This is a genomic window from uncultured Deefgea sp., assembly GCF_947072475.1.
Classification (GTDB): domain Bacteria; phylum Pseudomonadota; class Gammaproteobacteria; order Burkholderiales; family Chitinibacteraceae; genus Deefgea.
Window position 1 is genome coordinate 41599 of sequence record NZ_CAMTIA010000008.1, and the last position, 11663, is coordinate 53261.

The 11663-nt window shown below is 50.6% G+C and carries 10 protein-coding genes and 1 tRNA gene; 10 read left to right on the plus strand and 1 reads right to left on the minus strand.

The window, feature by feature from the left end; genetic code table 11:
• Positions 1-638: 638 nt before the first annotated feature.
• The 9 genes from Q0V82_RS04675 to Q0V82_RS04715 all read left to right on the plus strand — a co-directional run bounded on the left by Q0V82_RS04675 (position 639) and on the right by Q0V82_RS04715 (position 9610).
• Positions 639-1928 carry a cobyrinate a,c-diamide synthase gene (locus tag Q0V82_RS04675; RefSeq protein WP_297573094.1) on the plus strand — a complete coding sequence of 430 codons (1290 nt, stop codon included), beginning with the start codon at positions 639-641 and terminating at the stop codon, positions 1926-1928.
• 82 nt (positions 1929-2010) lie between these two features.
• A complete protein-coding gene (locus Q0V82_RS04680) occupies positions 2011-2898 on the plus strand; it encodes a cobalamin-binding protein (RefSeq protein WP_297573095.1) in 888 nt (295 codons plus the stop codon).
• A 9-nt stretch (positions 2899-2907) separates the two neighbouring features.
• Entirely contained in the window at positions 2908-3921 is a 1014-nt protein-coding gene (locus tag Q0V82_RS04685) for an iron ABC transporter permease (RefSeq protein WP_297573096.1), read from the plus strand.
• Positions 3918-4703 carry an ABC transporter ATP-binding protein gene (locus Q0V82_RS04690; protein ID WP_297573097.1) on the plus strand — a complete coding sequence of 262 codons (786 nt, stop codon included), beginning with the start codon at positions 3918-3920 and terminating at the stop codon, positions 4701-4703. The genes Q0V82_RS04685 and Q0V82_RS04690 overlap by 4 nt, the downstream gene beginning before the upstream one ends.
• A gap of 143 nt (positions 4704-4846) precedes the next feature.
• Positions 4847-6340 carry a cobyric acid synthase gene (locus tag Q0V82_RS04695; protein WP_297573098.1) on the plus strand — a complete coding sequence of 498 codons (1494 nt, stop codon included), beginning with the start codon at positions 4847-4849 and terminating at the stop codon, positions 6338-6340.
• Complete coding sequence (locus Q0V82_RS04700) at positions 6315-7067, plus strand: hypothetical protein (protein ID WP_297573137.1); 753 nt, start codon at positions 6315-6317, stop codon at positions 7065-7067. Before Q0V82_RS04695 ends, Q0V82_RS04700 begins: the two co-directional genes overlap by 26 nt.
• A 138-nt stretch (positions 7068-7205) precedes the next feature.
• Positions 7206-8816, plus strand: a complete 1611-nt coding sequence (locus Q0V82_RS04705) for a methyl-accepting chemotaxis protein (protein WP_297573099.1) — start codon at positions 7206-7208, stop codon at positions 8814-8816.
• Between the two features lie 115 nt (positions 8817-8931).
• Positions 8932-9007, plus strand: a tRNA-Thr gene (locus Q0V82_RS04710).
• Between the two features lie 177 nt (positions 9008-9184).
• Complete coding sequence (locus Q0V82_RS04715; RefSeq protein ID WP_226762903.1) at positions 9185-9610, plus strand: ProQ/FINO family protein; 426 nt, start codon at positions 9185-9187, stop codon at positions 9608-9610.
• A 77-nt stretch (positions 9611-9687) separates the two neighbouring features.
• On the opposite strand, the gene Q0V82_RS04720 is transcribed toward Q0V82_RS04715, so the two are convergent.
• Complete coding sequence (locus Q0V82_RS04720; protein WP_297573100.1) at positions 9688-10668, minus strand: malate dehydrogenase; 981 nt, start codon at positions 10666-10668, stop codon at positions 9688-9690.
• A 232-nt stretch (positions 10669-10900) separates the two neighbouring features.
• Between Q0V82_RS04720 and Q0V82_RS04725 the strand changes: the two genes are divergently transcribed.
• Complete coding sequence (locus tag Q0V82_RS04725) at positions 10901-11620, plus strand: GntR family transcriptional regulator (RefSeq protein WP_297573101.1); 720 nt, start codon at positions 10901-10903, stop codon at positions 11618-11620.
• The last annotated feature ends 43 nt before the right edge of the window (positions 11621-11663 follow it).

Here is an 11663-nt window from a genome sequence, read left to right on the forward strand (position 1 = left end):
GAAGTAGATTCAACAGCATTCAAACTATCTAAGGATTTCGTACTTAGTTCATCATTAATGAGTCTTTATCTTCTTTTGCCATTAATTTGTTACGTGCTTTTATTTCAAAAAAATTCTGCAGTTTATTGAATTATGGGTCAAATCTTATGAGTAAGTTTAATACTGAATTGAAGGCAGAGAGATTCTTGATTATGTCTAAGGATTTTCTTGTTGCAGCAAAAAGATCAAAGGAAATCAAGGTAGAAAATGGTAAGTTTGAAGAGGCAACTATTCCGGCAGTTGTGTGCCTTGCTTTTGCAATTGAGCTTGCTCTCAAGGCCGTTTATATTTTTGAGAATAGAAAATTAGTATCTGGGCATGAGTTATTAAAGCTTTTTCGTAAACTTAGTAGTGAATCTAAGCAAAAGATTAAAGCGGCAGTAGTTTTGCCTAGTTATCCTCGATATGTTACCCCTCGTACATTTGAAGACGTTCTTGCATCACATAGTAAGGCATTTGAGGATTGGCGTTATGCTTGTGAAGGAAAAAAGGACTTAATAGCAGACCAAGATTTTTTACTGAATTTTGCTGAAAATGTACAGTGTGTTGCTGAAAAATTGCGTGCTCAATTGTCCGATATAGTAATTAAGGATGATAGTTTGCTGTATTCAGCTCATGTTTTATTGATCGCCGCCCCATCCTCAGGCTCTGGCAAAACCACCATCACTGCGGGCCTCGCTTGGCTGTATCGGCGCCAAGGTCTGCGCGTCAAGGTTTTCAAATGTGGGCCCGATTTTCTCGATCCCTTGCTGCTGGGTTTTGCCAGCGGCGCGCCGGTGGATAATCTCGATTTATGGCTGGTCGGTGAGGATTTGTGCCGGCAAATGCTGGCGGACGCGGCACGCGATTTTGATGTGATTTTGATTGAGTCGGTGATGGGATTGTTTGACGGTGAGCCGAGTACCGCTGATTTGGCGGTGCAGTTGGGCTTGCCGGTGTTGGCGGTGATTGACGCAGGCGCAATGGCGCAGACCTTTGGTGCGTTGGCGTTTGGCTTGGCGCATTATCGTGCGGATTTGCCGTTTTTTGGCGTGCTGGCCAATAAAGTGGCGGGTGAGCGGCATGCGCAGATGTTGCAAGAATCAGCACCGTCAGCGCACTGGCAAGGTTGGCTTGGCCGCGTTGAGCCGCTACCTGAGCGCCATTTGGGTTTGGCGTTGCCAGCAGAAATTCCCGATTTAGCTGAGAAACTCGATGCAATAGCCGATGTGTTGGCGTCGCAGCCTATTGGAGAGGCCAAAAACCTGCCGCAGATTGAATTTGCCGCGCCGATTGCCAGCGAAATAGCGCCGTTGCTGGCGGGGAAACGGATTGCAATTGCGCGCGATGCGGCGTTTTGTTTTATTTATCCGGCTAATTTAGCGTGTTTGAGCGCTTTGGGCGCTGAGCTCAAGTTTTTCTCTCCGTTGGCGCAGCAATCTTTACCCGAGTGCGACGCCGTGTGGCTGCCCGGTGGTTATCCCGAGTTGCACGCTGAGCAGTTGGCTGCGCACCCGACGCTGGCGATTGAATTGGCGCAGCATGTGGCTGAGGACAAACCCATTTGGGCCGAATGCGGCGGGATGATTGCATTGTGTGAATCGCTGACTTTGATTGATGGCGCAGTGCACGCGATGTGGGGCGTGTTGCCCGCGCAGGTGGCGATGCAAACCCGCTTAGCTGCACTTGGGCCACAAAGTTTTGACCTGGGATCGGGCGCGCTGCGTGGCCATACGTTTCATTATTCAACAATGCAGACGCAGCTTGAACCTATAGGGTATGGTTCGCCATGCCGCTTAGGATCTGGCGCTGAGGCCATATACCGGCAAGGTAGTTTGCAGGCTTCGTATTTACATGCGTGGTTTATGAGTCATCCTGTGGCGACGGCGGCCTTGTTTGGCGCGGTTTGATGGCATGGTTTGATCGTTGGCTTTGACGATAGATGGCATGGCTGGGCGGTATTAATAATGTGTATCAAGATTGGAATTAAATATGAGTTTTAAATTGAAACTGGCTGTGATGGTTGTGACTGCTTCGTTAGCGACTGCGGCAGTGAACGCGGCAGTGAGTGTGCAAGATGATTTAGGCGTGACGGTCACGCTAGCCAAACCCGCAGCGCGCATTATTAGCTTGGCACCGCATGCGACTGAAGATTTATTTGCCATTGGCGCGGGGGATTTGATTGTTGGCGCGGTCAATTACAGTGATTATCCGGCCAAGGCCAAAGAGATTGAGCGCATTGGTGGGTATAACGGTTTTGATTTAGAGCGCATTCGGGCGCTGAAACCGGATTTAATTATTGCTTGGGGTAGCGGCAATCCACAGCGCCAGCTTGATCAAATTAAGCAGCTGGGGATTCCGGTTTTTACTACTTTTTCTAAAAAAATGGCCGATGTGCCAACGGTGCTTGAGCGCTTGGGCGTATTAACCCAGCAAACCGCTGGCGCGGCCAAGGCGGCGAAAAACTATCGCGATCAATTGGCGCGGTTAGAAAAAACCTATTCAAATCGAGCGCCAGTACGGGTGTTTTATCAGATTTGGGATCGGCCTTTAATGACGATCAATAACACGCAGATTATTTCGGATGTAATGCGCTTATGCGGCGCGGTGAATGTGTTTGGCCATTTGCCAGAGCTCACGCCCAAAGTGGATGTCGAGGCGGTGTTGGTCGCTAATCCAGATGCGATTATGACGAGTGGCGAGCCGGGGGTGAAGGGCGATGTTCTGGCGAGCTGGCAGCGCTGGAAAAACCTAAAAGCGGCGCAAAATAAGCAATTTTATGTGCTGCCCAAAGACATCATTAGCCGCATGGGGCCACGCTTGGTCGATGGCGCGCAAGCGATGTGCGAAGCGGTAGAGCAAGTTCGGCAGGTGAAATAATGCGCTGTAATGCAGACGTTGCTGGGGAATAAAGTGATGAATTTGGCGCGGTTAACACCGCAAAAAACGCTGCTCACGCTGAGTATTTTATTACTTGTGCTATTGCTGAGCGTAATCATCAGTGTGTCGGTGGGCAGTACGTCGCTGCGGCCATGGCAATTTTGGTATGACAACGCCGAATCGGCGTTGGCGCGCGATGTGGTGCTTGAGTTGAGATTGCCGCGCACGGTGTCGGCTTTGGTGGTGGGCGGCTTATTGGCTTTGGCGGGTACTTTGCAGCAAGTCTTGCTGCGTAACCCTTTGGCCGACCCTTATATACTGGGTACCTCGGGTGGCGCCAGTGTGGGTGCACTATTGGCGCTATTACTGGGGGTGGGTACTTTGGGCGTGAATGCCGCCGCTGGCACCGGTGCTTTATTGAGTATTTTGATTGTTTTTTTGCTGGCTGGGCGTGATCGATCGAGTACGCAAACCCGATTATTGTTGACTGGCGTGGCGTTGGCGGCATTTTGTGGCGCTTTGTCGTCTTTATTGCTGAGTATGGCCCCCGATGGTTTATTGCGCGGCATGGTGTTTTGGTTGATGGGTGATTTGGCGGGCGCGCATTGGCAATCGGGGGCGGCGGTGCTGTGTATTCTTTTGCTGCTGGTCTGGCCCTTGGCGCGTGAGCTCAATATTATGGGGATGTCCGCCGAATCGGCGCATGCCTTGGGTTTAAATCATCAGCGCTTGCGCTGGGTGCTGTATTTTGCTGCCGCTTTAGCCAGCGCTTTGGCGGTTACCACTGCGGGGATGATCGGCTTTGTCGGTTTGATTGTGCCGCATGCGCTGCGATTGATGATTGGCCAAGATTTGCGCTTGTTATTACCGGCGGCGACGTTGGCGGGCGGGATTGTTTTGCTGTGGGCCGATATCATTGCTCGCACTTTGATTGCGCCGCAGCAGTTGCCTGTGGGTGTAGTGATGGCGCTGTTGGGTGTGCCGGCGTTTTTGTATTTATTAAGTCGGCGGGCCGTGCGATGAGCGTTCAAGCAATCTCAATGCAGCTAGAGCAAGTGCGTATTGCGCAAGCGGATCGCTGCTTGATTCGTGATTTGTCATTGCATATTCAGCCGGGGGAAGTGTGGCTGGTGTTGGGCGAAAATGGCTGCGGTAAAAGTACTTTATTATCCGCAATGGCCGGTTGGCATGCGCTGGCAGCGGGAGTGGTTGCGCTGCAAGGGCGAGCTTGGGGCGATTGGCCGCATGGTGAGCGCGCTAAAATGCTGGCATGGCAAACGCAGCAAGATGAATGCCCATTCCCCCTCACGGTGTTGGAAAAAGTCCTCACTGGCCGCCATCCGCATTTACCCCGTTTTGCTTGGGAAAGTGCCGCCGACGTGGCTTTGGCACGCGAGCAATTGGCGCGGCTGGATTTGTCCTTGCTGGCAGGGCGTGATTTGGCGACTTTGTCCGGTGGCGAGCGCCGCCGCGTGGCTTTGGCCACCGCCTTAACGCAAGACGCGCCGTTGTTATTGCTCGATGAGCCTTTGTCGCAACTTGATTTGCGCCATCAACAGCAAGCGCTGCAGGTGCTCAGTGAAGAGCAGGCCAAAGGGCGGGCGATGGTGATGGTGACGCATGACCCAAATCATGCGCATTTTTTTGCTGCTGAGCATTGCCGCGTCTTGCTGCTGTTTGGTGATGGCCGTTGGTTAGCGGGCCCACGCGCTGAGGTCTTGACTGCGGATCATCTGACTGCGCTATACCATCACCCGATTGTTGAAATCAATACGCCAGATCGAGCGTGGTTTATTCCGCGTTAACGCTTGTTTGCTTTGCTATTTTAAATCAACCGTGTTGCTTGTCGCGTTGGGCTTTCCTTGTTTGGTTTGGGCTAGATTGACGCCAGCCAGCGGGCCCAAAACGCCGGATGCAGTACGGTTTTTGTTTTTTGTGGATGAATTTTATGCCGACTTTAATGATTCAAGGTTGTACCTCCGACGCCGGTAAATCAACGCTCACCGCCGCGCTGTGCCGTTTATTGCTGCGCCGAGGCATCTCGGTGGCCCCATTTAAACCGCAAAATATGGCGCTCAATTCAGCGGTCACGCCCGATGGCGGTGAAATCGGCCGTGCGCAGGCGGTGCAGGCGTTTGCTTGTGGTCTAGCGCCGCATACCGATATGAATCCGGTGCTACTCAAGCCCTCGAGCGATTGCCGCGCACAGGTGATTATTCAAGGCAAATCGATTGGTAACCTCGATGCGGTGGATTATCACGCGTATAAAACCACCGCGCGCGCGGCGGTGTTTGAATCTTGGCAGCGCTTAGCAGCGCAATACGATTGGGTGTTGGTCGAGGGCGCAGGTAGTCCGGCCGAAGTGAATTTACGCGCTGGCGACATTGCCAATATGGGCTTTGCCGAAGAAGCCGATTGCCCGGTGTGGCTGGTGGCCGATATTGATCGCGGCGGCGTGTTTGCTCATTTTGTGGGGACTTTGGCGTGTCTGTCAGAATCAGAGCAGGCGCGAATTCAAGGTTTTATTATTAATCGCTTTCGCGGCGATATTGCACTATTGCAGCCCGGTTGCGATTGGTTAGAGGCCAAAACCGGCAAGCCAGTGTTGGCCGTGGTGCCGTATTTGCATGGTTTAGACATAGCGGCAGAAGACGCGGTGCCGCGCACGGCGAGTGGTGTTGATGGCGACTTTAAAATTGTCATTGCCACTTTGCCACATATATCTAATCACACCGATTTTGATCCGCTGCGCCGAATTGCTGGGATTAACTGCCAATTTGCCAACCCCAATCAGCCTTTGCCAGCGTGTGATTTATTGATTTTGCCCGGCAGTAAAAATACGCAAGGCGATTTGGCTTGGTTGCGCCAGCAAGGCTGGGATCAACAGATTGCGACGCATTTGCGCTACGGCGGTAAATTGATCGGGGTGTGTGGTGGCTATCAAATGCTGGGCGAACTCATTGTTGATGAGGTGGGTATTGAATCGCAGCAAGCATCAAGCAATGGTTTGGGCTATATACCCATGAATACTCATTTAGAGCCTGAGAAGCAGTTACGCTTAGTCACGGGGCAGTTGGTGGCCAAGGGATTAACGGGCGCGGTGGCCGGTTATGAAATCCATGTCGGGCAAAGTACTTTGCATGGCGACGGCTGGGAGGCTTTGCTGCAATTGGATGATGGTCGAACTGAAGGGCTGATGTCTAGCGATGGGCAAATCATCGGCACGTATTTGCATGGCTTGTTTGATCAATTACCGGCGTTAACGGCTTTGTTAGCTTGGGCCGGTTGGCGCGGATCGGTTGATTTGTTGCCCGATGCTGATGCACGGTTGCGATTGGTTAGAGGCCAAAACCGGCAAGCCAGTGTTGGCCGTGGTGCCGTATTTGCATGGTTTAGACATAGCGGCAGAAGACGCGGTGCCGCGCACGGCGAGTGGTGTTGATGGCGACTTTAAAATTGTCATTGCCACTTTGCCACATATATCTAATCACACCGATTTTGATCCGCTGCGCCGAATTGCTGGGATTAACTGCCAATTTGCCAACCCCAATCAGCCTTTGCCAGCGTGTGATTTATTGATTTTGCCCGGCAGTAAAAATACGCAAGGCGATTTGGCTTGGTTGCGCCAGCAAGGCTGGGATCAACAGATTGCGACGCATTTGCGCTACGGCGGTAAATTGATCGGGGTGTGTGGTGGCTATCAAATGCTGGGCGAACTCATTGTTGATGAGGTGGGTATTGAATCGCAGCAAGCATCAAGCAATGGTTTGGGCTATATACCCATGAATACTCATTTAGAGCCTGAGAAGCAGTTACGCTTAGTCACGGGGCAGTTGGTGGCCAAGGGATTAACGGGCGCGGTGGCCGGTTATGAAATCCATGTCGGGCAAAGTACTTTGCATGGCGACGGCTGGGAGGCTTTGCTGCAATTGGATGATGGTCGAACTGAAGGGCTGATGTCTAGCGATGGGCAAATCATCGGCACGTATTTGCATGGCTTGTTTGATCAATTACCGGCGTTAACGGCTTTGTTAGCTTGGGCCGGTTGGCGCGGATCGGTTGATTTGTTGCCCGATGCTGATGCACAACTGAATACTGAAATCGATAGGCTGGCCGACGCATTGGATTTGGCGATGGATTGGCAGAAAGCGGCGCTATTGGGTTTATAGGCTTCATGTCAGTCTGTGGTTTGTATTAATAAGCTTTGTATTCAGTATTTGCTGTCTATAATTTAAGCGATAGTAATCTACGTGTGGCTCAAGTATTTTGTGCTGTGATTGCTCCGGTTTAAATTGTGGAGGTTTGCAATGACTATTCGTGCCAAATTAATGCTCTTGAGCGCCGTTTTGCTGTTGATGATTGCCTTTATGGGGGCGACGTCGTTGCGCGGTTTGACGCATACATTTGATGACTTTGAGTTGACTTATAAAGACCGTGTTGAGCCCATCAGTCATTTGCGCATCGTTGCCGATATGTATGCAGTCAACATTGTCGATACCGCGCACAAGGCCAATCATCAGCAAGTCCCTTATGCAAAAGCATTGGAGTTGGTCCGTCAGGCGAGGACTGAAATAAATACCAATTGGGATGCGTTTTTGGCGGATGAGCCAGCGGCCAACGAAAAATCGGTGATTGAAGCGGTAAAGCAAAAAAAACTCGCAGCAGATCAGGTCGTGACCGACCTTGAGCGAGTTTTAGTCGATGGCAATGCTGCTGCCTTGGACGCTTTAGTGCGTGAGCAGCTTTATCACGCGGTTGATCCGATTTCTGCGCAAATTGCGCAGTTGGTCGATCTGCAAATGGCGTCGATTAAATTAAATTTTGAAGATGCACAGCAAGAATATATTCAGGCCAAAGTTTGGGCTTGGACTTTAATGGGTTTGGCGCTGGTATTTGGGCTTGGTTTTTCTGCTTGGGTGATTGTTGGGATGAGTCGAAAAATCAACGCACTTAAAAACAGTATGTTGTTAGCGCAAGAGCGGCAAGATTTAACGATTCGTGCGGCTGTGGATGGGAATGATGAAGTCGATAGCATTGCTTTGGCGTATAACGAGTTGGCACAAAAATTACAGACCTTGGTGAGTAATATCGCAAGCGCGATTAATACCGTGAGTAGTGAGGCCAATAGCCTCGCTGCTTGTAGTGAGCAGGTCTCGCAAGCGACGATGGTCGGTGCCGAGTCGACCAGTCAAATGGCTGCGGCGGTAGAGCAAGTGACAGTGGGGATTGCGCATGTGGCTGATAACGCGGCACAAGCTAAATCGATAGGGCAGCAAACGTGCCAACGCGCCGTGGATGGAACTCAAAAAATACAAAAAACCGTGCTTGAAATTCAAGGGATTGATCGAGAAGTATCGGCCGCAGCCGAAAGGGTGGCGATGCTGGGTAATGACTCGGAAAAAATCAGCATGATTGTGGGGGTGATTAAAGACGTGGCCGAGCAAACCAATTTATTGGCGCTCAATGCCGCTATTGAGGCGGCCAGAGCCGGTGAACAAGGGCGGGGATTTGCCGTGGTGGCCGATGAGGTCAGAAAATTGGCTGAGCGCACCGCCTCGGCCACGGTGGATATTCAGCAAATGGTGGGCCGGATTGATCAAACCAGTAAAGACGCGGTGGCCAGCATTAGCTTAACCGCGACGCGCGCTCACGATTGCGCCGAAATTGCCAGTGGCGCAGGTGAATCGATTGCGGGCATTAACGCTAGCGTGATTCATGAGGATGAATCGGTATCGCAAATCTCTGAAGCGCTCAATGAGCAACGCGCAGGGATGCAACAAATTGCCATGCAAGTTGAGCGAGTGGCGCAAATGACCGATGAAAACTCCGCTGCCGTGGCGGGGATGAGCCAGTCGGCTAATCTACTGGAAGCATTGACTGTGCGTTTACGCCAGGATGTAGGGCATTTTCAGTATTGATGCGGCATTTGTGCGGTGTTTTGGGTCTGTTTTTTGGCGCGGGGAAAATACTTTCAAAGTATTTGCAAAAAGAGCTTGCGCAAGTGGCGATCACTGGCTATTATGCACGCCTGTTGCCGATGTAGCTCAGTTGGTAGAGCACCTGACTTGTAATCAGGGGGTCGCGAGTTCGATTCCTGCCGTCGGCACCAAAGAAATCTAAGGGTTGTAGCTTTTATGAGCTACAACCCTTTTTTCGTTACTGCGGCGAAGTATTTCGTCTGTTTTTTTGTTAAGTAGTGTGATTTTTATACTTATATCAGCAAGATCGGGTCTGGGTCTGATAAAATCTGCCACTAAGAGTGTTTCTATCGTTTTAAGGAAGTTTGATGACTACCGCTGATTCGCAGCCTGCTTCACCGATTAGTGCTCCGGCATTGTTGAGAGAATTACAAAAAAATAGCCCTGTATTTCGGGATTGCTTGCCGCTGGCCATTGGCGTCGACAAACAACTATTTGCCGCTCGGCCAGAGTTGAGTCATCGCGTGTTGCGCCAAGCATTGGCGATGCATACACGCTCGCTGCGCTACCTTAAGGCGATGCAGGTGGCCAAGGTGCGTTTTAATTTGGATGGCAGCCAGGCTGATGAGGTAACGGAAGATCAGCGCGTATTTGCGGCAAATAGCTTGCACGAATACTTCAAAAAAGCGGCGACTCAACGCAAAGAAAAAGAAGCGGCTGAGGCAGCTAAAGTGGCTGAAGCGCAAAAATTAGAAAAACTCAATCAATTGGCCGCAAAATTTGCGCGTGATTGATTTGAGTTGAATGAGGATGTAAAAAAGCCCGCTGCATTGCAGTGGGCTTTTTTTTAACTCGATTTTAATGGATGCATTTAAGCGAGTAGGTGTTTGACTGCGTCGCGCTCTTCTGAGAGTTCTTTAGCGCTGGCGTCCATGCGGGTGCGGCTAAATTCACTGATTTCAAGGCCGGTAATGATTTCGTATTTACCGTCTTTGCAAGTAACAGGGTAGCCGTAGATTAAATCGCTATAGCCGTATTCGCCATTGGCAGGTACGCCCATCGTTACCCAGTCACCCTCAGGTGTGCCTAAAACCCAATTGCGAATGTGATCAATGGCTGCGTTAGCAGCTGATGCGGCAGAAGATAGGCCGCGTGCCTTGATGATGGCTGCGCCACGTTGTTGTACGGTCGGAATGAATTCGCTTTCTAGCCATTTTTGATCGTTGATCAGAGCTGCTGCGTTTTCGCCTTTTACTTGTGCGTGGAAAATATCTGGGTACTGCGTGGCAGAGTGATTGCCCCAGATGATCATTTTTTTCACGTCGCCAATCGTCGTGCCGGTTTTTTGCGCTACTTGGGTCATGGCGCGATTGTGGTCTAAACGCATCATGGCGGTGAAATTGGCCGGATTAAGGTCTGGCGCGTTTTTCATCGCGATATAGGCATTGGTATTGGCTGGGTTGCCGACGACTAAAACCTTGACGTCACGGCTTGCAACTTCGTTCAGTGCACGGCCTTGAGCTGTAAAGATTGCGCCGTTGGCTTCGAGTAAGTCTTTGCGTTCCATGCCTGGGCCGCGTGGGCGAGCGCCGACGAGTAAGGCAATATCAGCGTCTTTAAAAGCCACTTTTGGGTCGTCACTTTGTACGATTCCTTGTAGTAAAGGAAAAGCACAATCATCTAATTCCATGACGACGCCATTAAGTGCTGGTAGCGAAGGTGTAATGTCTAGTAATTGTAAGATTACAGGCTGGTCTGCACCAAGCATGGCACCAGAGGCAATACGGAACAAAAGGCTGTAACCAATTTGACCTGCAGCGCCAGTAACAGCAACGCGAATAGGTTGTTTCATCGAGCATACTCCAAGTAAGTGGCGGTTGATCGCCATCAAGCAAATAAGAATTTAGCCGCCTTGATTATGACTGCAAAGCGATATCTTTGATACGTAGCAAGTAATCTTATCACGATGACGATTGGGTGCGTAGTCAGTTTAAGAAAAACAAAAAACCAGTGTTATATCTTTTGTCTTATATAAGACTGTAGTAGACTCAGCTTCGACAACATGATAAAAAGATAAAGTTGGAATGAAAAAACTAGCGGCACAACCTCTATACAAGCAAGTGATACGTGAAGTTATGACTGCGGTTGAGGCAGGTGAATGGCAGGATGACGAAAGTTTGCCGAGTGAAGTTGAACTGGGTGTGCGTTTCGGCGTAAGCCAGGGCACAGTCCGTAAGGCGCTCGATTGCTTGGTGGTCGAGGGGGTTTTGTATCGGCGTCAGGGTGTAGGTACTTTCGTGGCAGGAATGAATGACTTTCTGGCGCGAGGGCATTTTTTACCGCTAGCAGGTGCCGATGGTGTAGCGCCAAAAATTGAACTACTTGGCTGTGTGCGGATTCATGCTGGCGAGCAGTTGGCCGATATATTGGGTTTGCGAAGGGGCGCAGCGTTATGGCAGGTGCGCCGCCTACTTAGGGTTTCGGGTGTTGTTATTGGCTTGGAAGAAATGTTGTTGCCTGAGGCCGGCTTTCCTAATCTCGATATTCGCCGGATTCGTGAGTTAAAAGGCAATTTACGTGAATTATGCTGGCGCGATTTTGGGGTGCGGTTGCGTGATGGCGAGGTGCGCTATCGAGCGGTCGCAGCAGGGCAGAGCGAAGCGCGCTTACTGATGGTGGATTTGAATGAGCCGCTACTGCAGTTGGTGCGTTTGGCCAGAGATTTTGAAGGCAAACCACAGGTTTGGAGTGTCGCTTGGCTCAAAACCGAGGCACTGGCGTTTGAACCTGCGCCGTTTGCATAGATTTTTTAATACTGATAACAGCTCCTTTAAGGACTAAATCAGG

Bases quoted from the DNA above. Each gene is read 5' to 3' on its own strand.
- Q0V82_RS04690 (WP_297573097.1), top strand. From the start codon at position 3,918: ATGAGCGTTCAAGCAATCTCAATGCAGCTAGAGCAAGTGCGTATTGCG.
- Q0V82_RS04705 (WP_297573099.1), top strand. From the start codon at position 7,206: ATGACTATTCGTGCCAAATTAATGCTCTTGAGCGCCGTTTTGCTGTTG.
- Q0V82_RS04725 (WP_297573101.1), top strand. From the start codon at position 10,901: ATGAAAAAACTAGCGGCACAACCTCTATACAAGCAAGTGATACGTGAA.
- Q0V82_RS04680 (WP_297573095.1), top strand. From the start codon at position 2,011: ATGAGTTTTAAATTGAAACTGGCTGTGATGGTTGTGACTGCTTCGTTA.
- Q0V82_RS04685 (WP_297573096.1), top strand. From the start codon at position 2,908: ATGCAGACGTTGCTGGGGAATAAAGTGATGAATTTGGCGCGGTTAACA.
- Q0V82_RS04720 (WP_297573100.1), bottom strand. From the start codon at position 10,668: ATGAAACAACCTATTCGCGTTGCTGTTACTGGCGCTGCAGGTCAAATT.
- Q0V82_RS04695 (WP_297573098.1), top strand. From the start codon at position 4,847: ATGCCGACTTTAATGATTCAAGGTTGTACCTCCGACGCCGGTAAATCA.
- Q0V82_RS04715 (WP_226762903.1), top strand. From the start codon at position 9,185: ATGACTACCGCTGATTCGCAGCCTGCTTCACCGATTAGTGCTCCGGCA.